This window comes from Bradyrhizobium sp. USDA 4011 (assembly GCF_054063415.1).
On the sequence record NZ_JBSSGG010000001.1, the window covers coordinates 1,957,705 to 1,981,443 of the forward strand.

Consider the following 23,739-nt stretch of genomic DNA (forward strand, 5'->3'; position numbering starts at 1 on the left):
GCTGACAGGAAGCTTACACACGCGGCATCATGCCGCGTGTGCTTTTCCGGGGATGGTCGCCTCGCCGTGCTGCGTCAGCGGCTTCATGCCGGTGACGGTGCGCAGCAGCACATAGAACACCGGCGTCAGGAATAGGCCGAACACGGTGACGCCGATCATGCCGGAGAACACCGCGACGCCCATCGCGCGCCGCATCTCCGAGCCCGCGCCGGTCGACAGCACCAGCGGCAGCACGCCCATGATGAACGCCATCGACGTCATCAGGATCGGCCGCAACCGCAGGCGGCTGGCCTCGATCGCGGCGCGGATCGGCGAGCGCCCGGCGAATTCGAGCTCGCGCGCGAATTCGACGATCAGGATGGCGTTTTTGGCCGACAATCCGACCAGCACGATCAGTCCGATCTGGGTGAAGACGTTGTTGTCGCCCTTCGACAGCCAGACGCCGAACATCGCGGCCAGCAGGCCCATCGGCACGATCATGATGATCGAGAGCGGCAGCGCCAGGCTCTCATAGAGCGCGGCGAGCACCAGGAACACCAGGAGGATCGCGAGCGGAAACACCCAGATTCCGGAATTACCGGCGATGAACTCCTGATAGGTCAGGTCGGTCCATTCGAAGGCAAAGCCCGGCGGCAGCACCTCCGCCGCGATCCGCGTCGCCGCCTCCTGCGCCTGGCCGGACGAAAAGCCCGGCGCCGCAGCGGCGTTGATGTCCGACGACAGAAAGCCGTTGTAGCGGATCGCGCGTTCCGGACCCGCACTCTGGCGGACCTTCAGCAGGGCCGACAGCGGCACCATGTCGCCCGAGGACGAGCGCACCTTCAACTGCCTGATGTCGTCGGCACGCGCGCGGAACGGCGCGTCCGCCTGCACATAAACCGAATAGGTGCGGCCGAATTTGTTGAAGTCGTTGACGTAGTAGGAGCCGAGATAGATCTGCAGCGTGTTGAAGACCTCCGTGACCGGCACGCCGAGCTGCAACGCCTTGGTACGGTCGATGTCGGCGAACAGCTGCGGCACGTTGACCTGGAAGCTCGAGAACACGCCGGCGATCTCCGGCGCCTTCTGCATCGCCGTCATGAACGCCTTGGTCGCGTCGTTCAGCGCCTCGTAGCCGAGGCCCGCACGGTCCTCGATCTGCAGCTTGAAGCCGCCGATGGTGCCGAGGCCGTTGACCGGCGGCGGCGGGAACATCGCGATGAAGGCATCCTGGATGCCGGCATATTTCTTGTTGAGCGCCGCCGCGATTGCCGGGCCGCTGAGCGACGGATCCTTGCGCTCGTCGAACGGCTTCAGGGTCGAGAACACGATGCCGGCGTTGGAGGAGTTGGTGAAGCCGGAGATCGACAGGCCCGGAAACGCCACCGAGCTTTCGACACCAGGCTGGGTCAGCGCGATGTCGCTCATCTTGCGGATCACTTCCTCGGTGCGGTCGAGCGTCGCGCCGTCCGGCAGCCGGGCAAAACCGACCAGATACTGCTTGTCCTGACCCGGCACGAAGCCGCTCGGCACCTGCTTGAACAGCACGCCGGTCAGGCCGATCAGCAGCACATAGAGGCCGATCACCACGGCCTTGCCATAGATCACCTTGGTGACGGTGCGGCCGTAGTTCTCCGACGACTTCGTGAAGACCTTGTTGAAGCCGCGGAAGAACCAGCCCAGCGACTTCTCCATGCCCCGGGTCAGCCAATCCTTCGGCTCGTCATGCCCCTTCAAGAGCAGCGCCGACAGCGCCGGCGACAGCGTCAGCGAATTGATCGCCGAGATCACGGTCGAGATCGCAATCGTCAGCGCGAACTGCTTGTAGAACTGTCCGGTGAGGCCCGAGATGAAGGCCAGCGGCACGAACACCGCGATCAAGACCAGCGCGATCGCGATGATCGGGCCGGACACTTCGCGCATCGCCTGGTTGGTGGCATCGCGCGGCGACAGGCCGGATTCGATGTTGCGCTCGACATTCTCGACCACGACGATGGCGTCGTCGACCACGATGCCGATCGCCAGCACCAGGCCGAACAGGCTGAGCGCGTTGATCGAGAAGCCGAACACATGCATCACCGCGAAAGTGCCGACGATCGACACCGGGACCGCGATCAGCGGAATGATCGAGGCGCGCCAGGTCTGCAGGAACAGGATCACGACCAGCACGACGAGCGCGATCGCCTCGAGCAGCGTGTGGATGACAGCTTCGATCGAGGACCGCACGAACTGCGTCGGATCGTAGACGATCTGGTACGACACGCCTTCCGGCATGTTCTTCTTGATCTCGGCCATGGTGGCGCGGACGTGGTCGGAGATCTCCAGCGCGTTCGAACCGGGCGCCTGGAAGATCGGGATCGCGACCGCCTGCTTGTTGTCGAGCAGCGAGCGCAGGCCGTATTCGGAGGCGCCGAGCTCGATCCGGGCGACGTCGCGCAGCCGCACCACCTCGCCGGCGGAGCCGGTCTTCACCACGATGTCGCCGAACTGTTCCTCGGTCGACAGCCGTCCCTCCGCGTTGACGGAGAGCTGGAGGTCGAGACCCTTGACGCTGGGCGAGGAGCCGACCACGCCGGCCGCAGCCTCGACGTTCTGCGCCTGGATCGCGCGCACGACGTCGCTTGCGGTCAGCGCATGTTCGGCGGCCTTCTGCGGATCCACCCAGACCCGCATCGAATAGTCGCCGGCGCCATAGAGCTGGACGTCACCGACGCCGTCGATCCGCGCCAGCCGGTCCTTGACGTTGAGCACCGCGTAGTTGCGCAGATACGTCATGTCGTAGCGGTTGTTCGGCGACAGCAGATGCACGACCATGGTGAGGTCGGGCGAGCTCTTCTTGGTGATGATGCCGAGCTGGCGCACCACGGCCGGCAGGCGTGGCTCGGCCTGCTGCACGCGGTTCTGCACCAGCTGGGTCGCCTTGTCGGGGTCGGTGCCAAGCCGGAACGTCACCGTCAGCGTCATCGCGCCGTCGGTGGTCGCCTGGCTCGACATATAGAGCATGCCCTCGACGCCGTTGATCTGCCTCCTCGATCGGCGTCGCGACCGTCTCGGCGATCACCTTCGGATTGGCGCCGGGATAGGTCGCCCGCACCACGACCGACGGCGGCACCACATCGGGGTATTCCGAGATCGGCATCGCCAGCAGCGAGATCAGGCCGGCGAGGAAGATCAGGATCGACAGCACGCCGGCGAAGATCGGCCGGTCGATGAAGAATTTTGAGAGATTCATGGCTCCGCCCCCGCGTGCAGCGCCTAGCGCTGCACGACGTGCTGGTTGGTTTCAGTGGATGCCTGCTGCGTGCCGCGGGCGCCCATCTCGGCGACTTCCATCTTCAGAAGTGCACCGGGACGCACGCGCTGCAGGCCGTTGACAACGATGCGGTCGCCGGACTTCAGGCCCGCGGTGACGATCCGCAGGCCATCGACCGCGCCGCCGAGCGAGACAGAGCGGTACACGGCGCGGCTGTCGTCGCCGACCAGCATGACGAACTTCTTGTCCTGGTCGGTGCCGACGGCACGTTCGTCGATCAGCACCAGCGTCTGCTGCTTGGGCTGGCCCATGCGCACGCGGGCAAACTGCCCCGGGATCAGCCGGCCGTCTTCGTTCTTGAACACGGCGCGGACGCGAATCGTGCCGCTCTGCCCGTTGACCTGGTTGTCGATCAGCTGGATGTGCCCCTTGGCGCTGAGGCCGCCCGACGTCACCATGTCGACCGGGATCTGATCGAGATTGCCGCGCTTGCCGGACGCGTCCGCGATCGAGTTCAGCGCACGCAGCACGACCTCCTCATCCGCATCGAAGCTCGCATAGATTGGATTGACCGAGACCAGCGAGGTCAGGACCGGCGAGGATGTCCCTGCCGCGACGAGATTGCCGACTGTGACCTCGATCCTGCCGACCCGGCCGTCGACCGGCGCGCGGACCTCGGTGTAGTCGAGATTGAGCTTTGCGGTCTGCAGCGCGGCCTCGGCGGCCTTGACGTTGGCGATCGCCTCGCGATTGGTGTTGTCACGCTGGTCGAAATCGCGCTTGGTCACGATGTTGTTGCCGACCAGTTGCGCACCGCGCTCGACCTCGTTTGCGGCAAAGACCGCGCGGGCCTTCGCGGCCTCGAGCTGGGCCTGGGCCCGGTCGACCTCGGCCGCGTAAGGCGCGGGATCGATCTTGAACAGGATGTCGCCGGCCTTCACCAGGGCGCCCTCGGTAAAGTTGGTCGACAGGATCGCGCCGGCCACCCGCGGCCGAAGCTGGACGCGGTCGACGGCCTCGAGCCGGCCCGAGAAGTCATCGAACAGGGTGGTCGGCCGAGGCTGGATCACGGCGACGGTCACAGGCACCGCCGGTTCAGGGGCAGCGGCGCCGGTCGCCTGCGCAGCGTGGAAATAATGGCCGGTCGCGATCGAACCGGCCACCGCGAAGGCGCCGAGGATCACGACACCGCCGACGACGCGTCGGAAACGGCCGGAACGGGCATTTTGGGTTGACGAAGGCATTCACGCGCTCCAGATATCTGTAGTGTTCGCTACAGATGTGGAGCTGGACGCCGGTGCGCAAGATACTTATGTATCGAGCACTATGAATTTATTATCTCGTTCGTGGGGAAATGGGAAGCCGCGGAAAAACATCACGTGCAACAAGAGGATAAGTCAGGGACAATCCGTCACAGAAACGGCACCCGGCTTACGGAGCAACAAAAATGGGAATGGGACGCCCCCGCGCCTTCGACGCGGGCGCCGCTTTGGACCGGGCCATGGACGTGTTCTGGCGCCACGGTTACGAAGGCACCACGATCGCGCAACTCACCGAGGCGATGAATATCAATCCGCCGAGCCTCTACGCCGCCTTTGGCAGCAAGGAGGGCCTGCTGAAGGCCGCGCTCGACCGCTACTCCGAAAAGCGCGACGCCTGGATGGAGAAGGTTCTGGGCGCTTCCACCGCCCGAGAGGTCGCCGAACGATTTCTGATGGAGCACGCGGACGCCCAGACCGATCCCGCCAACCCGCCCGGCTGTCTGCTGGTCCAGGGCGGCCTAGCCTGCGGCACCGGCTCGGAAAACGTTCCATTCGAACTGGCGGCGCGCCGCACCCACACCGAAGACCAGTTGCGCGAGCGCTTTGTCCGCGCCAAGGCCGAACGCGACCTGGGCGAAAACGCCGATCCGGTCACGCTTGCCCGTTATCTCTCCGCGGTCACATCGGGCATGTGCGTGATGGCCTCCTCGGGCGCCGACCGCAACGCGCTGCGCGAGATCGCGGCGGTCTCGCTGAAGGCGTTCGATGAGCAGGCGAAGGCCTGAGCTGCCGCCTCTTTCGTCACCACATCGTCTGTCGCGCCCGCTCCGGCCATTCGCGATCGTATTTTTCGCCGCCGACCGTGTGCTCGCTCATCTCGGCGAGGATCTGGCCGGGCGTCGGCAGGGCCTTCGGATCGACCCGCTTATCCGGATTCCAGAGGTCGGAACGCACGATCGCGCGGGCGCACTGGAAGTAGATCTCGTCCACATTCATCACGATCACCGTCCGCGGCGCCTTGCCTTCCATCCTGAAGGAGGCGAGCAGTTCCGGCTCGGCGGTGACATAGGCCCGGCCGTTGACGCGCAGCGTACTGCCCGAGCCCGGGATCAGGAACAATAGCCCGACGCGGGGATCCCGAACGATGTTGCGCAGCGAATCGCAGCGATTGTTGCCGCGGCGATCCGGCATCATCAGCGTCTTGGCATCATGGATGCCCACGAAGCCCGGCAGGTCGCCGCGCGGCGAGCAATCGAGCCCCTCGGGTCCCGAGGTCGCAAGCGACACGAACGGCGATTTCTCGATGAGCACACGATAGAGCGGCGTCACGTGGTCGGCGACCTTCACGGTCGACGCGTCGTTCGGGAAGCCGTAGATCGCCTCAAGCTGCTCGATCGTAGAGATCACCGACATCAGTGCTGTTCTCCTCGTTTGCTTTTTGAGGCATTTTCTTCACGCGGACCGGTATCCGCTTCGCTCGAAAACGCTCTACTCGTCCCAGCGCTCGCCCCTGATGATGCGGACAAGCTGTCGCGCGTGATATTCGGCGGTGCCGGAATTGACAATGGTGAAATCAGGTGTCGACGTGCTTTCGTCGACGTTGCGGGCGAGCCGCTGCGCGAGAAGACCGTCGCTGCTGCGTGCGCGCATCGCGAGCCGCGCGGCCAGCACATCCGGCGGCGCAGTAACCGACACCACGACGGCATTGGCGTAGTGGCGGCGCGCCGCCGCGATCACGGTGCGGGAGACGTTCGCGATCACGGTGCGCCCGGCGCGGATCTCATCGTTGATCGCGCGCGACAGCGCATAGCGATGGCCGTGCGCTTCCCAGTGCATGGCGTAATCGCCGGCGGCGACCGCACGCTGGAAGGCTTCCGCTCTGACCTCTTCATTGTCTTCCGAGGTCGAGGCCTGGCGGGTGATCAGGCGGCGGGGAAACACGACGCCTCGATCGTCGGCGCAGGCCGCCTTCGCCAGCCCCAGCAGCGTATCCTTGCCGGCGCCGCTCGGGCCGACCACCAGGATCAACCGGCCCGGACCGATCGTGGTAGAGCGCTGCTGCGCGGCGACGGCAGGGATTTCGCTCATGCGACCCTCGCTCCTTCGCGCCAGACGCTGCGCACGACCGGCAGATCGCGCGCAACGTGCACGCGGATCAGATCGGCTCGTCTGCCGACCGCGATCTCGCCGCGATCGGACAGACCCACCGCTTCGGCGGGTGTCTTGGTCACGGTGCGGACAGCGGAGGCGAGATCGATCGCCGGCACATGCCGCGGCAGTTGCAGCGCCGCCATCAAGAGGCTGGAGGGGATGTAGTCCGACGACAGGATATCGAGCATGCCCTCATTGGCGAGATCGACGGCGGCGATGTTGCCGGAGTGTGAGCCGCCGCGCACCACGTTGGGCGCGCCCATCAAGATGTCGATGCCGGCGGCATGCAGCCCGCGCGCGGCTTCCATCGTGGTCGGGAATTCCGCGACCGCGACCTTGTCGTTGACGGCGTCGACCACGTTTTCATCCGTGGTGTCGTCGTGGCTCGCCAGCGGAATCCTGTATTGATGCGCAAGCGCGACGATCGCGCGGGTGTTGGCCACGGCATATTCCTTCTGATAGGCGAAGCGCCGTGCGAACAGCACGTCGAGCTGGGCATCGGTCATGCCGCCGCCCTTGCCGCGATAGTAATCGCGCAGCTTCACCTCATCGCGGAACTGGCGCTGGCCCGGCGTATGGTCCATCAGCGACATCAGCCGCACGTCGGGCCGGTCGATCAGCTCCTTGGCCTCGGCGACGACGTCAGGCATAGGCACCTCGCAGCGCAAATGCAGGAAGTGATCGGCACGCAGCAGGTCCTCCTCGCGCGCGGCCGAGATCGCCGCCGCCAATACGCCGGCGCGGCCGTCGACATCCTCGGCGCCGTCCTCGCGCCAGACCCGCAGCGAATCGAGCACGGTGGTGATGCCCGAGGTTGCGAGCTGGCCGTCATAGGAGATCACGGCCGCGACCGGATTCCAGAACACCTTCGGCCGCGGCACGTAGTGCATTTCGAGATGGTCGGTGTGCAGCTCGATCAGCCCGGGCATCAGGAGATCGCCGCCGGCGTCCTCGGCTGCCTCGGGCGCCCTGCCCTCGCCGAATTCGGCGATCTTGCCGTCAGCGATCGCGACCCAGCCCTGCTCGATCACGCGATCGGCGAGGACCAGCCGGGCGTTGCCGATGATGGTGTCTTGCTTGGCGGTCATTTCAAACGGTCCTTCAGGCAGCGGCGGCGAACGAGGTCACATCGACGATGCGATCGGCGATCAGATGGCGGATTTCGTCGTCATGGACAATCGCGACCATCGCGACGCCCCTGGTCTTTTTCTCCGCAATCAGCTCGACTACTACTGCGCGATTCGCCGCATCGAGCGAAGCGGTCGGCTCGTCCAGCAGCAGGATCGGGAGGTCCGAGATGAAGCCGCGCGCGATGTTGACGCGCTGCTGCTCGCCGCCGGAGAAGGTCGAGGGCGGCAAGGTCCACAGCCGCTCCGGAATGTTGAGGCGGCGCAACAGGCGCCCGGCGCGTTCGCGGGCCTCCTCGCGCGCCACGCCGTTGACGATCAACGGCTCGGCGACGACGTCGATCGTCGCCACCCGCGGCACCGCGCGCAGGAACTGGCTGACATAGCCGATGGTCGAGCGGCGAATGCTCAGCACCTGGCGCGGCTCGGCGGTCGCGAGGTCGACCACCGTGCCGCGGTGGCGAATGCCGATCCGGCCGCTGTCGCAGCGATAGTTGCCGAAGATCATCTTCAGGATCGAGGATTTGCCGGCGCCCGACGGGCCGGACAGCACCACGCACTCACCCGGATCGGCGTGGAACGAGACGCCCCGCACCACAGGCAGCTCGACGCCGCCTTGCAGATGCATGGTGAAGGTCTTCTCGGCGTTGGCAAGTTCGATCATCGCGGTCATTGGCAAGCTCATGGCGGAAGTATCGAGGAAACGAGCAGCTGCGTATAGGGCTCGCGGGGATCATCGAGCACCTGGTCGGTGAGGCCGGTCTCGATGACGCGGCCGCCTTTCATCACCATCACGCGATGCGACAAAAGGCGCGCGACCGCGAGATCGTGGGTCACGACGATGGCGGCAAGGCCAAGCTCGCTGACGAGATTGCGCATCAGGTCGAGCAGGCGCGCCTGCACCGAGACGTCGAGGCCGCCGGTCGGCTCGTCCATGAACACCAGCCGCGGCTCGGTGACGAGGTTGCGCGCGATCTGCAGCCGCTGCCGCATGCCGCCGGAATAGGTCTTCGGCGCATCGTCGATGCGGCCGACATCGATCTCGACCCGATCGAGCCAGGTCGACGCGGTGTCGCGGATCCGGCCATAGTGATTCCAGCCGACCGCCATCAGCCGCTCGCCGACATTGGCGCCGGCCGACACGCCCATGCGGAGGCCCTGCGCCGGGTCTTGATGCACAAAGCCCCAGTCGGTGCGGAACAGGAAGCGCCGCTCCGCTTCGCCGAGCTCGGCGAGATCGCGCAGCACGCCGTCGCGCATCCGGTAGGACACCCGCCCCGCACTCGGCGCGAGTTGGGCGGAGAGCAGTTGCAGCAGCGTCGACTTGCCCGAACCGGACTCGCCGACGATCGCCAGCACCTCACCGGGATAGAGCGCGAACGAGACATCGCGGCAGGCCGGGAGCCGGCCGTAATTCTTGGCAAGCCCCTCCGCCACCAGCAGCGGCTGATCGTTGTCGAGGCTCGAGAGCTCAGACATGCGCCTTCTCCTTGTGCGGCGCCGCGCTCTCGGTGCCGCGATGGCCGGCGGCCTGGCGCTGCTCGCAGAAGTCAGTGTCGGAGCAGACGAACATCCGCCCGCCCTTGTCGTCAGTGACGATCTCGTCGAGATAGGAATTGTCGGCGCCGCACAACGCGCAGGGCGCGTTGAAGCGGTAGCGCGTGAACGGATGATCCTCGAAATCCAGCGAGACCACGCTGGTGTAGGGCGGGATCGCGTAGATGCGCTTCTCGCGGCCGGCACCGAACAGCTGCAAGGCCGCGCAATTGTCCATCTTCGAATTGTCGAATTTCGGCGTCGGCGACGGGTCCATCACGTAGCGTGCATTCACCTTCACCGGATAGGCGTAGGCGGTCGCGATATGGCCGAAGCGCGCGATATCCTCGTAGAGCTTGACATGCATCAGCCCGTATTCGGCGAGCGCGTGCATCCGCCGCGTCTCGGTCTCGCGCGGCTCGAGGAAGCGCAGCGGCTCGGGGATCGGCACCTGATAGACCAGCACCTGTCCGGCGCGCAGCGACGCTTCGGGAATGCGGTGCCGGGTCTGGATCACGCTCGCCTCCGTCGTCGAGGTCGTGGTCGCGACACCCGCGGTCTTGCCGAAGAATTTGCGGATCGAGATTGCGTTGGTGGTGTCGTCCGAACCCTGGTCGATCACCTTCAGCACGTCGTTAGGCCCGAGGACCGCCGCCGTCACCTGCACGCCGCCGGTGCCCCAGCCATAGGGCATCGGCATCTCGCGGCTCGCGAACGGCACCTGATAGCCGGGGATCGCGATCGCCTTCAGGATCGCGCGGCGGATCATCCGTTTGGTCTGCTCGTCGAGATAGGCAAAATTGTACGTCGGCGCGTTCATTCCGCGGCCTCCTGCATTTCCACGGTCTCATTGGCTTCCGCGAACTCCTGCCGCAGCTTGCGCAGCAGGCCGAGCTCGGACTGGAAGTCGACGTAATGCGGCAGCTTGAGATGCTCGACGAAGCCGGTCGACTGGACATTGTCGGAGTGCGACATCACGAACTCCTCGTCCTGCGCTGGCGCCGCCGCCTCCTCGCCGAGTTCGCGTGCGCGGAGCGCGCGGTCGACCAGCGCCATCGACATGGTCTTGCGCTCGCTCTGGCCGAAGGCGAGGCCATAGCCGCGGGTGAAGCACGGCGCCTCGGTGGTCGAGCCCTTGAACTGGTTGACCATCTGGCACTCGGTCAGTTCGATCGAGCCGAGCGGCACCGCGAAGCCGACGTCTTCGGCTGAGAATTCGACCTCGACCTCGCCGAAGCGGATCTCGCCGGCGAAGGGGTGATTGCGGCCGTAGCCGCGCTGCGTCGAATAGCCGAGCGCGAGCAGGAAGCCCTCGTCGCCACGCGCCAGATTCTGCAGCCGCAGATCGCGATCGGCCGGGAAGTTCAGCGGCTCGCGCGTGAGGTCGCCGACCGGTGCGTTGCTAGCTGCCTGCGGCGACGATTCGATCAAACCGTCGCGGCCGAGAATGTCGGTGACCCGCGGCGTTGCCGCCTGCGAGGCTTCCGCGGTCATCGGCTGCTCCGGTACAAAGCCTTCCGCGAGCTGCGGATCGAGCAGGCGATGGGTGTAATCGAAGGTCGGCCCCAGGATCTGGCCGCCCGGAACGTCCTTGAAGGTCGAGGAGATGCGCCGCCGCACCTGCATCTCGCTGGTGTTGACCGGTTCAGTGGCGCCAAAACGCGGCAGCGTGGCGCGGAAGGCGCGAACCAGGAAGATCGCCTCGATCATGTCGCCGCGCGCCTGCTTGATCGCGAGCGCCGCAAGCTCGCGATCGTAGAGCGAGCCTTCGGTCATCACGCGGTCGACACCGAGCGCGAGCTGCTCGGAGATCTGCGCCGGCGTCACCTCGGGCACATCGCGATCGCCGCGCCGCTCATGCGCCAGCAGCCGATGAGCGTTCTCGATGGCGCGCTCGCCTCCCTTGACGGCTACATACATCGCTCACACTCCGCTTGCGATCAGCCGCGTGGTGCGCGGGATCGCGACAATCTTGTCGTCATGGACCAGCACGACGTCGATGCCGCGCGGGAACAGCGCTTCATTGATCGACAGCCGCTGGAACAGGTCGCGCGGCTTGATCATCGCCTGCAGCAGCGCGCTGCCGTCGATGCCGGGCCCCTTCAGCTCGAAGGCCGGCCCCTGCGTCAGGCTGTCGACCTGCAGGACCAGCGTGGTCGACCGGTCAGGATACTCGCTGCTGCCGAACGCGAAACGCTCGAGCGCCGGCAGGTTCGCGGCATCGCCGATCAGCGCGAAGCTTGCGATCGCCGCATCCGTAACCACGGGCGCGCTGGCGTGAAACTTCAGCCAGCGGGCAACGTCCGGCGTCGCCGACATCGCGGCATCGAGCCAGATCGGCGTATCGTGATCGAACAGCGTCAGCGCGATCGCGGCCGCGCCGCGCATCAAGCCGGCGAGCGTTCCGACGCTTGCCGCGACGCGCTGCACGCTGCCCGGGCGCGCCATCGCATCCATCACGGAGCGGAATGTGGATTGCGCCGACAGCACCTTGTCGGCAAAGCCCGCGGGCATTTCGGCAATCGTCGTCATAGCATCACCCCTCACCGCGCACCATGGTGTAGAAATCAACCCGCGTCGCCGCGGTCTCCGAGGCCTTGCGGGCGCGTTCGGCATTCATGGCGACACGCAGCGGCGCGATCACCTTCGCTTCGACCTCGCCGGACAGCTCCGCCGATTGCACCATGGCGTCGCACAGCGCGATCATCTGCGCCTTGTGCGCATCGCGGCCGAGCGTGTAGCCGAAGCCGACCTCGCCGGTCGCAAGCCGCACCGCCGCGCGCGACACCGTCGCCTCGCCGAGGTTGAACGGCGCACCGTCACCGCCGATCCGCCCGCGCAGCATCACGAGGCCGTTCTCCGGCTCGCGCAGGTTTTCATGCGTGGGCACCGCGATCGCCGCCAGCCTGCCTGCGATGTCGGCCGCGGCGGAGTGCGCCAGCACCGTCATCGCGGCCTTGCGCTGGGCCTGTTTGCTGTCTGGTCCGGTCGAACTCATGTTCGAATTCATGGGCAACCTTGCTTGCATCAAGTTGTCTATGATAATAGACAACTTGATAGCCGAGCGCCATGACTGTTTCGTGACAAATCGAAGATTTCTGGTATCACCGCGCCATGAGCATGCAGGAAAGTTCCGGCGTCGCCTTGTGGCGGCAGGTCGCTGACGGCATCGAGCGCGGCATCGCCGACGGCCGCTTTGCCGCGGGTGAAAAGCTGCCCGGCGAGATGGAGATCGCCGAGACTTACCGGGTCAACCGCCACACCGTGCGGCGGGCGCTCGCCGCATTGGCGGAGCGCGGCCTGGTGCGCGCCGAGCGCGGCAGCGGCACTTATGTCGAAGCCCAGCGTCTCGCCTATCCGCTGCGCTCACGCACGCGATTCTCGGAGATCGTCGGCGCCGGCGGCCACGAGCCGCGCGGCCAACTGATCGATGCAGGCAGCGATGTTGCCAATCGCGAGATCGCGCGCGAGCTGGGCTTGAAGATTGGCGCGCCGCTGATCCGGATCGAAGCGGTGCGTCTCGCCGACCGGACGCCGATCTGCGTTTCCACCACCTGGCTGTCGGCCGAGCGCTTTCCCGATGCTGGCAGCGTGTTTGCCGACGTTCGCTCGATGACGAAGCTGCTCGGGCATTACGGCGTGAAGGACTACCACCGCGCCTCGACCCGGATCACCGCGGCGATTGCCGATGCGACCGACGCCGCACGGCTCGATCTGCCGCTGGGCCGGCCGGTGCTGGTGGTCGACGCGACCGATGTCGATATGCTGGACCGCCCGCTGGTGACCAAGCGCTCGCGCTTCGCCGCCGAGCGCGTGGAGTTTCTCGTCGAGAATAGCTGACGATGTGCTCTTCTCTCTCGCCCCGCGCTTGCGGGGAGAGGGTTGGGGTGAGGGGCTGTCTCGGCGAATCCGGAAGCTGTGAGTCCGGGGAGAGTCCCCCTCACCCGGAATTTGCGCTACGCGAAAATTCCGGCCTCTCCCCGCTCGCGGGGAGAGGCGAAGGAGAGGCTACACCACCGCCCTTTGGCCGATGATGGCAAAGCGCAGCTTGCTCGAGATGAAGTCGATCGCGGCGACCGCAATCAGGATCATCAGGATCAGGAACGACACTTTCTGCCATTCCAGCACGCGGATCTGCTCGGCGAGCTGCAGCCCGATGCCGCCGGCGCCGACGATGCCGATGATGGTGGCCGACCGCGTGTTCGATTCGATGAAATAGAGCACCTGCCCGGCGATCACAGGCAGCACCTGCGGCAGCAGGCCGAAGCGGATTTCATGCAGCGCGTTGCCGCCGGAGGCACGGATGCCCTCGACCTGCTTGCGGTCCGCCGCCTCGATCGCCTCCGAGAACAGCTTTCCGAACGCGCCGAAGTCGGAGACCATGATCGCCAGCACGCCGGCAAACGGGCCGAGGCCGACGACGTTGATCCAGACCAGCGCCCAGATCAGCGTATCGACGCCGCGGATCGAATCCAGGAAACGGCGCACTGGAAAGCGGATCAGGTTCGAGGGGATGATGTTGCGCGCCGCCAAGAGGCTGACCGGCAGCGCGAAGAGCGCCGCAAGCGTGGTGCCGAGCAGCGCGATCGACAGCGTCTCGCCGAGCGCCTGCATATAGAGCGGGAACGATGCGCCGGGATTCGGCGGGATCATCATCATGGTGATCCAGCCGAGTTGGCTCATTCCCGAGATCAGCCTGGACGGCGAGAAGTCGAGATCGACCAGGCCGTATGCAAAGATCGCGAGCGCTGCCACGATCGTGGCCGGCATCGCCAGCCGCGCCGAGGCGGGGCGTTCGAACACGCCGGGGTATTTCGCACGCAAGTCCGCGGTGTCCGGCTTCGGCAGCTGGCTCATCGCCGGGTCTCCTTGCCGAACAGCCGGCCGCGCAGCCAGCCGGTCGAAATGTCGATGATGAAGACGGTGACGATGATGGTGACGAGGATCGCGCTGACGTCGGAATAGTAGAATTTGCGGATCGCGACCACCAGCTCCTGCCCGATGCCGCCGGCGCCGACGAAGCCCATCACCGACGCCTCGCGGACATTGATCTCGAAGCGCAGCAGCGCATAGCTGGCGTAGCCCGCCGAGACCTGCGGCAGGATCGCAAAGCGCATGCAGGACAGCCAGCTCGCGCCGGTGGCGCGGATGCCCTCGACCGGCTTCATGTCGGCATTCTCGACGATCTCGGCAAACAGCTTGCCGAGCGCGCCGGTCGTATGGATCGCGATCGCCAGCACGCCGGCCATCGGCCCGAGGCCGAACGCGATCACGAAGATCAGCGCGAACACGATGCCGGGCACGGTGCGGGCGAATTCGAGCAGGCGACGGACGGTAAAGCGCACCCACGGTCCCGGCGAGGTGTTCTGGGCGGCAAAGAAGTTCAGCGCAAACGCAAACACGGCACCGGTCAAGGTGCCGACATAGCTGATCAGGAGGGTCTCACCGAGCAGCCGCAGCCATTTCTTCAGGCCCCAGAACCATTCCACCGGATCGGTCCAGACCCGCGCACCGGAATCCAGCGTCAGGATGCGGTCGAAATAGCTGACGAAGTTGCCGAAATAAGTGAAGAACGTGTGCAGGTTCACGTCGGCGCCAAGCGCCGCGATAAACAGCGCCGCGCAGAACACCGCGGCCGCCACCGTCGCCTTCAGCCGCTTGCGCGCGACCGCCTTGCGATAGGCATCGTTCAGCGTCGCCAATTGCTGCGCGGGAAGGATGGAAATGGCGGTCGCCATCGATGCGGGCCAGTCTGCTCGAGGGGGGAACGAAAAGGGCCGGGTTGTCGAAACCCGGCCCAATTCAGCGGCGAACGTGCGATCAGGAGCCCTTCTTGCGCAGAGCGTCGACGAACTTGATCAGCTCGATGGTCTTGTCGTAGTCGGCGTTGGTGACCGGCTGCCACGGACGGTTCTTGCCGTCGGACAGCTTCTTGAAGGCTTCCGGATCCTTCGTCGGCATGTCGAGGAAGGCCTGCTTGATCTTCGCCTTCATGTCGTCGGGAAGGCTCTCGAGATAGGCGTAGGGCGAGTTGATGATCAGGTCGGACTTCACGATGATGCGGAAGTCCTCCTTCTTCAGCGGCGTGCCGTCGCTCGACTTCACCATGTTCTTGGCGAGCATGCGGGTCAGGTTGGAATCATCGTCGGCATTCCACCAGTTGGCGGCGACGTCGACGGTGCCCTGCGCCAGCGCCAGTACGGCGTTCTCGTGGCTGCCGGTGAAGACGACCTTGGAGAAGTAGGTCTCCGGATCGATCCCCATCTGGTTCAGCTTGAAACGCGGCATGTTGTTGCCGGAGGTCGAGTTGGGATCGACCAGGCCGATATTCTTGCCCTTGAGGTCTTCGACCTTCTGGTACGGGCTCTTGGCGAGCACGTAGAACACCGAATAATAGCCCTTCGAACCGTCGGCATTGACGTCGATCACGAACGCGTCGGTCTTGACGCCGGTGAGGCGGGCGCGGGCGAACGACGCCGGGCCGTAGTAACCGATGTGGATGTTACCGGCGCGCTGGCCCTCGATGACGGCTGCGTAGTCGTTGGCGACGCGCAGGGTCACCTTGATGCCGAGTTCCTTCGACAGATACTCGGTGAGCGGGCCGTAGCGCTCCGTAACGCCGGAGCCGTTCTCGGCGGGAATCACCGCGAAGGTGATCTCCGGATACTTGGTCTTCCAGTCCTCGGCCGAAGCCGATCCTGCGAATGCCAGCGCTGCGGCGCTGGCCAGAATGATGCGACGAGTGATCATGTTACCCCTCTTTGGTAGTTACGCCTGTTGGCCGGGCGAAATGCCCGGTTGCCCTGCTTTTCGAAAATGCGCCGCTCAGGCCGCGGCTGCGGTGCCGAGCGCCGGAGCAGTTGCGCCATCGGGCACGGGCAGCGGTGCCGCGCCCATGACGTCATTGGCCTCGAGGTCATAGAGCTCGCGGGCAATATGGTCGGTCAGCGCCGCGGGGGCGCCGTCGAACACCACGCGACCCGCCGCCATACCGATCAGGCGATCGCAATAGGTTCGCGCCAAGTCGAGGGAATGCAGGTTGCAGAGCACCGTGATGCCGAAATGCTTGTTGATGCGCAGCAGCGCATCCATCACGATCTTGGTGTTGCGCGGATCGAGCGAGGCGATCGGCTCGTCGGCGAGAATGATGTCGGGTTCCTGCACCAGCGCGCGGGCAATCGCGACACGCTGCTGTTGGCCGCCGGAGAGCTGGTCGGCGCGCTGCGCTGCGAGCTGGGCGATGTCGAACTGCTCCAGCGCCGACAGCGCGAGCGCCCTGTCCTGCTCCGGCCAGACCTGCGCCAGCGAGCGCCAGGACGGGATTTGGGCGAGCCGGCCCATCAGCACGTTGGTCAGCACGTCGAGGCGGCCGACGAGATTGAATTGCTGGAAGATCATCGCCGAGCGCGCCCGCCACTGCCGCAGCGCCTTGCCGCGCAGCGCGGTGACATCGGTGCCTTCGAACAGGATGCGCCCGGAGGTCGGGTCGGCGAGACGGTTGATCATCCGCAGCAGCGTCGACTTGCCGGCACCGGAGCGGCCGATCACGCCGACAAAGCCGCCCGGCGCGATCGAAAAGGATGCGTTATCGACTGCGGCCTTTGTGCCGAACCGGCACGTCAAACCTTCCACCACCAGCATGCAATGCTCCAACCGCGTCGCGTTGGGCCATCGCTATCCCCGGTGCTTGACAGTTATGTGACGTGACCTTGCAGTGCGGCCATCGTCCACACCCCTCCCCTGCCGTTCGTTTGACGTCATCGTAACGTCATGATGTTGTCATCAAGCGTCCCGATGACGAACCCGCATCTCCCCGGAAGCCAACGATTTGCAAGATTTGCGGAGGCCCTGATGGCCGGAAAGACACTCTCGGTTGTGCCGACGATCGACCCGACTGCGTCGGTGCGCGAGAGCAAGCTCGGCAAATATACCGAGGTCGGCGAGCGCACCATCCTGCTTGAAGTCAGCATGGATGACTATTCCTACGTCGTGAACGACAGCCAGATCACCTACACCTCGATCGGCAAGTTCTGCTCGATCGCGGCGATGACCCGCATCAATCCCGGCAACCACCCGATGCATCGCGCGACCCAGGCGCATTTCACCTACCGCGCCAGCGCCTATTTTCCCGGAGAGAGCGACGACACCGACTTCTTCAACTGGCGACGTGCGCATCACGTGCATATCGGCCATGATGTCTGGATCGGTCACGGTGCGATCCTGCTGCCGGGCCGGAACGTCGGAACCGGCGCAGTGGTTGCCGCCGGCGCGATCGTGACCAAGGATGTGCCCGCCTACACCATCGTTGCCGGTAATCCGGCGCGTCCGGTCAAGCGGCGCTTCTCGGAGACAGCAGCGGATCGCCTGACAGCACTCGCGTGGTGGGACTGGGATCACGAAACACTTCGTCGTGTCCTGCCCGACTTCCGCACGCTCGCGGTCGAGGAATTTCTCGACAAGTACGAGGTCGAGGCCGTATCCCAATCACGGAATAAATGACGGAGCACCGTATCGTGACGGACATTTTCATCGAGGGCGGACGCGCGCTGGTTGACGGTGCCTTGGTCGAGATCTCGCTGCGGACCTCAGGCCGCGACATCGGCGCGCTCGACGCCGAACAGGGCCGCGCCGCGCTCCACATCAATGCCGGCGGCCTGCTGGTGCTGCCCGGCATCATCGATCTGCACGGCGATGCGTTCGAGCGGCAGATGATGCCGCGCCCCGGCGTCGATTTCCCGACCGACGTGGCGCTGATCGACAGCGACCGACAGGCGATCGCCAACGGCATCACCACCGTCTTCCATGGCACGACCTGGTCGTGGGAGCCCGGCCTGCGCAGCGCGGAGAATGCGCGCAAGCTGCTCGATGCGATCGAGGCGCTGCGACCGCAGCTCGCCGCCGATACGCGCTTCCACCTGCGTCACGAGACCCACAATCTCGAAGCCGAAGCCGAGATCATTCAATGGGTCACCGAAGGCCGCATCGACCTGTTCGCCTTCAACGACCACAGCAACGTCAAGCCGAAGAAGCGCAATCAGCTGGCCGAACGCGCCGGGCTCTCCATCGAGGCCGTCAACGACATGCTCGATCGGGTCGTGGCGCGCCGTCCCGCGGTGCCCGCCTCGGTCGCGCGACTAGCGGCCGCAGCACGCGCGGCGAACATTCGGATGCTCTCGCATGACGACAACAGCCCGGCGATGCGCCAGGAGTTTCGCGCGCTCGGCGCCACGATCGCCGAATTTCCCGTCAATGAAGAGACCGCGCGCGATGCCGCCGCCGCGGGCGACTTCATCGTGTTCGGCGCGCCCAATGTGGTGCGCGGCGGCAGCCACACCGGCTGGACCAAGGCATCCGACATGATCGCACAGGGCCTCTGCTCGGTGCTGGCGTCGGACTACTATTATCCGGCGCAGCTGCTCGCCGCGTTCCGCCTCGCCGCCGATGGCATCCTGCCGCTTACCAAGGCCTGGGGTCTGATCTCGTCGGCGCCGGCACGCGCGGCCGGGCTGGCCGATCGCGGCGTGATCGCCGCGGGCCGCCGCGCCGACATCATCGTCGTCGACGACAAGGTGCCGCAGCGGCCGCGCGTCGTCGCCGTGATATCAGCCGGACGGCTGGTGCATCTGGCTGATGCGAGCTGCCTCGTTCACTCGCTCGTCTCGCGCAAAACGGTTGCGGCAGCATAGTCAGGACCTATTCTGCTGCCATGGCCAACACTCCGCGCTACGCGATCTATTATGCGCCGTCGCCCGACAGCGCCCTGCACCGCTTCGGCTCGACGCTGCTCGGCTACGACGCCGTGTCGGGCGACGACCTGCCGTTTCCCGACGGCGTCGCGCCGGACTGGCGCGAGGTAACGGAGGATCCGCGCAAATACGGCTTTCACGCCACGCTGAAGGCACCCACTGCGCTCGCCGATGGTGCGAACGAATCCGAGCTTGTCGACGCCTGCGCTGCCTTCGCCGGGCGCGGGCGGCGCATTCCCGTGATCGCGCCTGTGGTCGATGCCATCAGCGGCTTCATCGCCGTGATCCCGGCGAGCCGCTCCGATGATCTGCAACAGCTCGCCGCCGATTGCGTCACCGAATTCGACACCTTCCGTGCACCGCTGACGCCGGAAGATCGCGCGCGGCGCAAGCCCGAGCGGCTCACGCAGCGGCAGCGCGACTATCTCAATCGCTGGGGCTATCCTTATGTCATGGAGGAATTCCGCTTCCACATGACCCTGACGGGACGCCTGAGCGAGGAGCGGCGCGGCCCGATCGTGGCGCGGCTGCGCGAGCGGTTCGCGGCGATCGACCTTGCGACGCTTGCGATCGACCGCATCGCGCTGTTCAAGCAAGCCGACAGCGCATCCCGCTTCCGCATCATCGGCAACTGGCCGTTGCGGGCGTAGCGACGGCGCTACTCGTCCACCCGGGTGCGGGCGATGATCTCGGCGGCGCCCTTCGCGAGCAGCTCCATCCCGACGGCGCGGCCGAGTTCGCGCGGCCGGTTCGCCGGTCCGCGCCGCGCCACCTCGATGAAGCCGGCACCGGCCTCGTCGAGTACCGAGGCGCGCAGCGTCATCTCGTTTCCGGCGAGCGTGGCGTGGCCGGCGATCGGCGAATTGCAATGGCCGTTGAGCACCCACAGCACCTCGCGCTCGGCCTCGGCGGCAAGCCGCGACTGCGCATTGTCGATCCCGGCGAGCCGCGCCCGCGTCGCCCAGTCGGTCTCGACGCATTCGACCGCGACGATGCCCTGGCCGACCGCCGGCAGCATCTCGTCGACGGAGAAATCATGCGCGATCCGCGCGGTCATGCCGATGCGCTCGAGGCCGGAACGCGCCATCACCAGCGCATCCGCCGGCCCCACCTCGCCGCCATCGGGTAGCCGCTGCTTGGCACCGCGATCGAGTTTTGCAATTCGCGTGTCGGCGGCACCGCGGAAATGAATGACCGTCGCCTCCGGAAACAGCCGCCGCAGATAAGCGGCGCGGCGCACGGCATTGGTGCCGATCATGAAGCCCTTGCCGCGCGAGGCGCGAAACGCATCCAGCGTCAGGCCCGGCCGCAACACGAGGCTGTCATTGGCGGCATCGCGCGCCAGCATCGCGGCGAGGACGAGACCCGGCGTCTCCTCATTGCCCGGCACGTCCTTCAGCGAATGCATCGCCGCCTGCAGCGCGCCTGATCGCATCGCTTCGCGGATCTCGGCGACGAAGGCGCCGCCCTTGCCGCCGTGGCGCAACAGCTTGCTGGTCTGGTCCTGGTCGCCGCGGGTCTCGAACTTGACGATCTCGACGGCAAGGTCGCCCGCCGAGGCGCGCAGCAGCCGCGCGACCTCGTCCGTCTGCGCGAGCGCCATCGCGCTCTTGCGCGTCCCTATCCGCAAAACCTGTCCCGACACGAAAGCTCCGCTGGCGTGATCATCAACGGCTGGGGATTAGAACAAAAGGCTAGTCAAAACAATGGTTTTTGCCCCGGCCCGACCGTGCTCAGGGAATCTCCTCGACGAGCGCCACGCCGGCCTCGCGCATCGCCGCCGTGGCGGCAGCAAGCGAGCCTCCGAGATCGATGGCGCGGCAGCCCGGCAGCACGACCGTGGTCTCGAAGCCGAGCCGCCGCGCATCGAGCGCTGAATATTGAACGCAAAAATCCGTCGCGAGCCCGGCCATCACGACGCGCTTGAGAGCGCGCTCGCGCAGATAGCCGGCGAGCCCGGTCGGTGTCTTGCGGTCGTTCTCGAAGAACGCCGAATAGGAATCGATCGCGGCCCGGAACCCCTTGCGGATCACGAGCTCGGCCCGGTCGGTTACGAGGTCGGGATGAAACGCGGCGCCGACTGTGCCCTGGATGCAATGATCCGGCCACAGCGTCTGCGGCCCATAGGGCATGGTGACCGAGGAGAACGGCGCCGCGCCCGGATGCGAGCTCGCAAACGAGCTGTGGCCTGCCGGGTGCCAGTCCTGGGCCAGCACGACATGATCGAAGCGCCCGGCGAGCTGGTTGACGACGGGCACGACGGCATCGCCGTCGGCCACCGCCAGCGCGCCGCCCGGGCAGAAATCGTTCTGCACGTCGATGATCAGCAAGAGATCGTCGGGCTGGATCTTCATCACGTTCCGATCCGCAAGGACGCGCGCAGCTTGCGCAGGCAGGCAACCACCGACAGCGCCGTGATGCGGCCGGTCTTGGGGTTCTCCGAGGGAATGTTCTCGATCATCATCGAGAACCGCGCGGAATCGGAATCGACCTCGATCCGGTGGGTGTTGCGTGTCACCGTCGGATCCGCCCAGATCTCGACCCTTGTGCGATCAGGGCCGATGCCGGCGAGTGACAGCGCCACCGCGACGTTGAGATTGGCCGGAAAGCCCTTTGCCGCATCGCGCGCGCTGCCCTCGAAGATGCGCAGCGGCTCGGTGATGTCATCGATCCGGATGTTGTTCTCGACCAAATGCGGCGCGCCGATGAGGCCCGCGACCGGCTTCCGCGTCACGAGCCTTGCCGAATGGATGGTCCCGACCGCGGCCGCGGTCACGGCATCGAGCCCGATCAGCGCGCCGGTCGGCACGATGATCTGGCCGCCATGCGCTTTCGCGAGGTCGACCAGGTCCTCGTTCTGCAACAGCGCGCCGACGCTGAGCACGACCGCGGTCTTGCCGCGCTCGACCACCGGCGCCACGATCGCGCGCACCAGCTTGCTCGGCGCACACTCGACCACGATGTCGGCGAGCTCGGCAAGCTCATCGATCGGCACCAGCTTCGGCGCAGACTTGAGCTCGGCGATCCAGCCGCGGTGCTTGTCCGGACTGTTCGCCGACACCGCAACCAGCGTCAGGCCCTCGATGCCCCGATCGAGCGCCTTGACGACATCGGTGCCGATCGCGCCGAGGCCTGCGACCGCAACCCGTGCCTTTGCCTTGCTGTCAGCCATCATTTGCCGCCGGCGAGCATCTTGACCAGGCGATAGAGATACTCCTCGCCCTCGTAGAATGATTTTACGAGCACGCGCTCATCCTTGCCATGGTTCCGGTTGTCGTCGACATCGGCGCCGAGCCCTGAGTGACCATAGGTCGGAATTCCGGCATTGCGCAGATAGCTGCCGTCGGTGGCGCCGGTGCTCATGACAGGGACGATTTCGGCATTCGGCCAGAACTCCTTCGACAGCTTCTCGACCGATCCCATGATCTCTTCGTTCAAGGGCGACGGCGGGCTCAACACGGCTTTGCCGGTCGGGGTCACCTCGATCTGCTTGTCGGCGAGCACGCGCTCGATCGTCGCCTGAACGCCTTCGACCGGCTCGCCGGGTAGAATCCGGCAATTCACCTTTGCGGTTGCCAGCTGCGGCAGCGCATTGATGGCGTGGCCGCCTTCCAGCATGGTCGCGACGCAGGTGGTGCGGAGCTGCGCGTTGTAGCCGGGATTCTCCGACAAACGCGCCAGCGCCGCCGGGTCAGGCTGCGGTGCCAGGATCGCCTTGATATCGTCGGCATGCGACTTGTCGACCTCGGCGGTCTTCGTGAAATAGATCCGCGTCGTCTCGTTGAGATTCATCGGGAAGTCGTAGTTGGAGAGCCGCACCAGGCCTTCGGCGAGCCGATAGATCGCATTGTCCTTGCGCGGCAGCGACGAGTGGCCACCGCGATCCTTCACGGTGAGCTGGTAGCCGATCGAGACCTTCTCACTGGTCTGCACGCTGTTGCGGATCGCCTTGCCGTTCTTCAGGCCGACGCCGCCGCCTTCATTGAGCGCGAACTCGGCGTCGATCAGGTCGCGGTGGTTCTTGATCAGCCACTGCACGCCGAGACCGTTGGCATCGAGGATCTCCTCGTCGGTCTCGAGCGCGACGATGATGTCGCGGTCGGGCTTGTAGCCCTCCTTCTTGTAGCGGATCAGATTGGTGATGAAGGCGGATGCCATGTATTTGTCGTCGCTCGAGCCGCGGCCGTAGAAATAGCCGTCCTGCTCGGTGAGCTTGAACGGATCGACCGACCAGTCCTCGCGGTTGGCCGGCACGACGTCGATATGGGCGACCAGCAAGATCGGCTTGCGCGCGCCGGAGCCGTGCAGCCGTGCCACCAGATTGCCCTTGTGCGGGGCGGGCGAGAACACGTGGACGTCGCCCTCGGGAAAGCCCGCCGCGCGCAGCCGCGCGCCCATCGCCTCCGCCGCCTTCTCGGTATCGCCGGTCGCGGTGGTCGTGTTGATCTCGACCAGCTCCTGGTAGATGCCGCGGGCAAATTGCTGCTGCTCGGTCAGTCCCTGCGCGCTGGCGCCGGACGCGAGCAGGAGCGGAGCGAACGCTGCCGCGATCTGCAGCGCTCGAACCATGTTTCGGGGCTTGTGCGACATCGTGCTCTCCCAGAATTCCACCACCTGATTGGAGATGAATTCAGACAGGCGGCACGCGCTTTGGCAAGACGGCGAGCCCTTCAATTTCCGCGCGC

Annotated in this window: 23 protein-coding genes and 1 pseudogene; 5 read left to right on the forward strand and 19 right to left on the reverse strand. The window is 65.8% G+C overall.

All coding sequences use genetic code 11. The annotated features are described in order from the left end of the window. Window positions 1-27: 27 nt before the first annotated feature. Together ACVW1C_RS09045 and ACVW1C_RS09050 are read right to left on the reverse strand one after the other, a co-directional pair. A pseudogene (locus ACVW1C_RS09045) lies at window positions 28-3,211 on the reverse strand (efflux RND transporter permease subunit). A gap of 23 nt (window positions 3,212-3,234) precedes the next feature. Then, the gene (locus ACVW1C_RS09050; RefSeq protein ID WP_456758125.1) at window positions 3,235-4,476 is read right to left on the reverse strand and encodes an efflux RND transporter periplasmic adaptor subunit; all 1,242 of its coding nucleotides are present in this window, start codon (window positions 4,474-4,476) and stop codon (window positions 3,235-3,237) included. Window positions 4,477-4,679: 203 nt separating this feature from the next. On the opposite strand from ACVW1C_RS09050, the gene ACVW1C_RS09055 reads away from it, so the two are divergent. Then, entirely contained in the window at window positions 4,680-5,279 is a 600-nt protein-coding gene (locus tag ACVW1C_RS09055) for a TetR/AcrR family transcriptional regulator (protein ID WP_456758126.1), read from the forward strand. A gap of 16 nt (window positions 5,280-5,295) precedes the next feature. Here the strand turns inward: ACVW1C_RS09055 and ACVW1C_RS09060 are convergent, their stop codons facing one another. The 9 genes from ACVW1C_RS09060 to phnG all read right to left on the reverse strand — a co-directional run bounded on the left by ACVW1C_RS09060 (window position 5,296) and on the right by phnG (window position 12,306). Then, on the reverse strand, window positions 5,296-5,907 hold the full coding sequence (locus ACVW1C_RS09060) for a pyridoxamine 5'-phosphate oxidase family protein (RefSeq protein ID WP_456758127.1): 612 nt from the start codon (window positions 5,905-5,907) through the stop codon (window positions 5,296-5,298). Between the two features lie 75 nt (window positions 5,908-5,982). Further along, entirely contained in the window at window positions 5,983-6,582 is a 600-nt protein-coding gene (phnN, locus tag ACVW1C_RS09065; RefSeq protein ID WP_456758128.1) for a phosphonate metabolism protein/1,5-bisphosphokinase (PRPP-forming) PhnN, read from the reverse strand. Further along, window positions 6,579-7,733, reverse strand: a complete 1,155-nt coding sequence (locus ACVW1C_RS09070) for an alpha-D-ribose 1-methylphosphonate 5-triphosphate diphosphatase (protein WP_456758129.1) — start codon at window positions 7,731-7,733, stop codon at window positions 6,579-6,581. Before ACVW1C_RS09070 ends, phnN begins: the two co-directional genes overlap by 4 nt. A 13-nt stretch (window positions 7,734-7,746) precedes the next feature. Beyond that, window positions 7,747-8,445, reverse strand: coding sequence for a phosphonate C-P lyase system protein PhnL (phnL, locus tag ACVW1C_RS09075; protein ID WP_456758130.1), 699 nt, complete (start codon window positions 8,443-8,445; stop codon window positions 7,747-7,749). An 8-nt stretch (window positions 8,446-8,453) separates the two neighbouring features. After that, a complete protein-coding gene (phnK, locus tag ACVW1C_RS09080; protein WP_050423104.1) occupies window positions 8,454-9,251 on the reverse strand; it encodes a phosphonate C-P lyase system protein PhnK in 798 nt (265 codons plus the stop codon). After that, on the reverse strand, window positions 9,244-10,128 hold the full coding sequence (locus ACVW1C_RS09085) for an alpha-D-ribose 1-methylphosphonate 5-phosphate C-P-lyase PhnJ (protein WP_456758131.1): 885 nt from the start codon (window positions 10,126-10,128) through the stop codon (window positions 9,244-9,246). Before ACVW1C_RS09085 ends, phnK begins: the two co-directional genes overlap by 8 nt. Then, entirely contained in the window at window positions 10,125-11,228 is a 1,104-nt protein-coding gene (locus ACVW1C_RS09090; protein WP_456758132.1) for a carbon-phosphorus lyase complex subunit PhnI, read from the reverse strand. Before ACVW1C_RS09090 ends, ACVW1C_RS09085 begins: the two co-directional genes overlap by 4 nt. Window positions 11,229-11,231: 3 nt before the next feature. Further along, window positions 11,232-11,840 carry a phosphonate C-P lyase system protein PhnH gene (phnH, locus tag ACVW1C_RS09095; RefSeq protein ID WP_456758133.1) on the reverse strand — a complete coding sequence of 203 codons (609 nt, stop codon included), beginning with the start codon at window positions 11,838-11,840 and terminating at the stop codon, window positions 11,232-11,234. Between the two features lie 4 nt (window positions 11,841-11,844). Beyond that, entirely contained in the window at window positions 11,845-12,306 is a 462-nt protein-coding gene (phnG, locus tag ACVW1C_RS09100; RefSeq protein WP_456763027.1) for a phosphonate C-P lyase system protein PhnG, read from the reverse strand. 116 nt (window positions 12,307-12,422) lie between these two features. On the opposite strand from phnG, the gene phnF reads away from it, so the two are divergent. After that, complete coding sequence (phnF, locus tag ACVW1C_RS09105) at window positions 12,423-13,148, forward strand: phosphonate metabolism transcriptional regulator PhnF (RefSeq protein ID WP_092124688.1); 726 nt, start codon at window positions 12,423-12,425, stop codon at window positions 13,146-13,148. 168 nt (window positions 13,149-13,316) lie between these two features. Here phnF and phnE (ACVW1C_RS09110) read toward each other — a convergent pair whose 3' ends face one another. The 4 genes from phnE (ACVW1C_RS09110) to phnC all read right to left on the reverse strand — a co-directional run bounded on the left by phnE (ACVW1C_RS09110) (window position 13,317) and on the right by phnC (window position 16,949). Then, complete coding sequence (gene phnE, locus ACVW1C_RS09110) at window positions 13,317-14,165, reverse strand: phosphonate ABC transporter, permease protein PhnE (RefSeq protein ID WP_456721297.1); 849 nt, start codon at window positions 14,163-14,165, stop codon at window positions 13,317-13,319. Then, a complete protein-coding gene (gene phnE, locus ACVW1C_RS09115; RefSeq protein WP_456758134.1) occupies window positions 14,162-15,046 on the reverse strand; it encodes a phosphonate ABC transporter, permease protein PhnE in 885 nt (294 codons plus the stop codon). The genes phnE (ACVW1C_RS09110) and phnE (ACVW1C_RS09115) overlap by 4 nt, the downstream gene beginning before the upstream one ends. 82 nt (window positions 15,047-15,128) lie before the next feature. Further along, the gene (gene phnD, locus ACVW1C_RS09120) at window positions 15,129-16,058 is read right to left on the reverse strand and encodes a phosphonate ABC transporter substrate-binding protein (RefSeq protein ID WP_456758135.1); all 930 of its coding nucleotides are present in this window, start codon (window positions 16,056-16,058) and stop codon (window positions 15,129-15,131) included. Window positions 16,059-16,133: 75 nt separating this feature from the next. After that, window positions 16,134-16,949, reverse strand: coding sequence for a phosphonate ABC transporter ATP-binding protein (gene phnC, locus ACVW1C_RS09125; protein ID WP_456758136.1), 816 nt, complete (start codon window positions 16,947-16,949; stop codon window positions 16,134-16,136). A gap of 210 nt (window positions 16,950-17,159) precedes the next feature. On the opposite strand from phnC, the gene ACVW1C_RS09130 reads away from it, so the two are divergent. From ACVW1C_RS09130 to ACVW1C_RS09140, 3 genes are read left to right on the forward strand one after another with little or no spacing between them, the layout of a single operon-like run. Then, window positions 17,160-17,807: a transferase hexapeptide repeat family protein gene (locus ACVW1C_RS09130; protein WP_456758137.1), complete on the forward strand. Its 648-nt coding sequence runs from the start codon at window positions 17,160-17,162 to the stop codon at window positions 17,805-17,807. 14 nt (window positions 17,808-17,821) lie between these two features. Further along, entirely contained in the window at window positions 17,822-18,994 is a 1,173-nt protein-coding gene (locus ACVW1C_RS09135; protein ID WP_456758138.1) for an alpha-D-ribose 1-methylphosphonate 5-triphosphate diphosphatase, read from the forward strand. A gap of 20 nt (window positions 18,995-19,014) precedes the next feature. Next, window positions 19,015-19,704, forward strand: a complete 690-nt coding sequence (locus tag ACVW1C_RS09140; RefSeq protein WP_456758139.1) for a DUF1045 domain-containing protein — start codon at window positions 19,015-19,017, stop codon at window positions 19,702-19,704. Between the two features lie 8 nt (window positions 19,705-19,712). Here the strand turns inward: ACVW1C_RS09140 and hemC are convergent, their stop codons facing one another. The 4 genes from hemC to ACVW1C_RS09160 all read right to left on the reverse strand — a co-directional run bounded on the left by hemC (window position 19,713) and on the right by ACVW1C_RS09160 (window position 23,644). Further along, on the reverse strand, window positions 19,713-20,684 hold the full coding sequence (gene hemC, locus ACVW1C_RS09145) for a hydroxymethylbilane synthase (RefSeq protein WP_456763028.1): 972 nt from the start codon (window positions 20,682-20,684) through the stop codon (window positions 19,713-19,715). A 103-nt stretch (window positions 20,685-20,787) separates the two neighbouring features. Continuing rightward, entirely contained in the window at window positions 20,788-21,408 is a 621-nt protein-coding gene (pncA, locus tag ACVW1C_RS09150; protein ID WP_456763029.1) for a bifunctional nicotinamidase/pyrazinamidase, read from the reverse strand. Continuing rightward, complete coding sequence (locus tag ACVW1C_RS09155) at window positions 21,408-22,226, reverse strand: aspartate dehydrogenase (protein WP_456758140.1); 819 nt, start codon at window positions 22,224-22,226, stop codon at window positions 21,408-21,410. Before ACVW1C_RS09155 ends, pncA begins: the two co-directional genes overlap by 1 nt. Next, on the reverse strand, window positions 22,226-23,644 hold the full coding sequence (locus ACVW1C_RS09160) for a M20/M25/M40 family metallo-hydrolase (RefSeq protein ID WP_456758141.1): 1,419 nt from the start codon (window positions 23,642-23,644) through the stop codon (window positions 22,226-22,228). The genes ACVW1C_RS09155 and ACVW1C_RS09160 overlap by 1 nt, the downstream gene beginning before the upstream one ends. Window positions 23,645-23,739: the final 95 nt, after the last annotated feature.

Bases quoted from the DNA above. Each gene is read 5' to 3' on its own strand.
- ACVW1C_RS09050 (WP_456758125.1), bottom strand. From the start codon at position 4,476: ATGCCTTCGTCAACCCAAAATGCCCGTTCCGGCCGTTTCCGACGCGTC.
- ACVW1C_RS09055 (WP_456758126.1), top strand. From the start codon at position 4,680: ATGGGAATGGGACGCCCCCGCGCCTTCGACGCGGGCGCCGCTTTGGAC.
- ACVW1C_RS09060 (WP_456758127.1), bottom strand. From the start codon at position 5,907: ATGTCGGTGATCTCTACGATCGAGCAGCTTGAGGCGATCTACGGCTTC.
- phnN (WP_456758128.1), bottom strand. From the start codon at position 6,582: ATGAGCGAAATCCCTGCCGTCGCCGCGCAGCAGCGCTCTACCACGATC.
- ACVW1C_RS09070 (WP_456758129.1), bottom strand. From the start codon at position 7,733: ATGACCGCCAAGCAAGACACCATCATCGGCAACGCCCGGCTGGTCCTC.
- phnL (WP_456758130.1), bottom strand. From the start codon at position 8,445: ATGACCGCGATGATCGAACTTGCCAACGCCGAGAAGACCTTCACCATG.
- phnK (WP_050423104.1), bottom strand. From the start codon at position 9,251: ATGTCTGAGCTCTCGAGCCTCGACAACGATCAGCCGCTGCTGGTGGCG.
- ACVW1C_RS09085 (WP_456758131.1), bottom strand. From the start codon at position 10,128: ATGAACGCGCCGACGTACAATTTTGCCTATCTCGACGAGCAGACCAAA.
- ACVW1C_RS09090 (WP_456758132.1), bottom strand. From the start codon at position 11,228: ATGTATGTAGCCGTCAAGGGAGGCGAGCGCGCCATCGAGAACGCTCAT.
- phnH (WP_456758133.1), bottom strand. From the start codon at position 11,840: ATGACGACGATTGCCGAAATGCCCGCGGGCTTTGCCGACAAGGTGCTG.
- phnG (WP_456763027.1), bottom strand. From the start codon at position 12,306: ATGAGTTCGACCGGACCAGACAGCAAACAGGCCCAGCGCAAGGCCGCG.
- phnF (WP_092124688.1), top strand. From the start codon at position 12,423: ATGAGCATGCAGGAAAGTTCCGGCGTCGCCTTGTGGCGGCAGGTCGCT.
- phnE (WP_456721297.1), bottom strand. From the start codon at position 14,165: ATGAGCCAGCTGCCGAAGCCGGACACCGCGGACTTGCGTGCGAAATAC.
- phnE (WP_456758134.1), bottom strand. From the start codon at position 15,046: ATGGCGACCGCCATTTCCATCCTTCCCGCGCAGCAATTGGCGACGCTG.
- phnD (WP_456758135.1), bottom strand. From the start codon at position 16,058: ATGATCACTCGTCGCATCATTCTGGCCAGCGCCGCAGCGCTGGCATTC.
- phnC (WP_456758136.1), bottom strand. From the start codon at position 16,949: ATGCTGGTGGTGGAAGGTTTGACGTGCCGGTTCGGCACAAAGGCCGCA.
- ACVW1C_RS09130 (WP_456758137.1), top strand. From the start codon at position 17,160: ATGGCCGGAAAGACACTCTCGGTTGTGCCGACGATCGACCCGACTGCG.
- ACVW1C_RS09140 (WP_456758139.1), top strand. From the start codon at position 19,015: ATGGCCAACACTCCGCGCTACGCGATCTATTATGCGCCGTCGCCCGAC.
- pncA (WP_456763029.1), bottom strand. From the start codon at position 21,408: ATGAAGATCCAGCCCGACGATCTCTTGCTGATCATCGACGTGCAGAAC.
- ACVW1C_RS09155 (WP_456758140.1), bottom strand. From the start codon at position 22,226: ATGGCTGACAGCAAGGCAAAGGCACGGGTTGCGGTCGCAGGCCTCGGC.
- ACVW1C_RS09160 (WP_456758141.1), bottom strand. From the start codon at position 23,644: ATGTCGCACAAGCCCCGAAACATGGTTCGAGCGCTGCAGATCGCGGCA.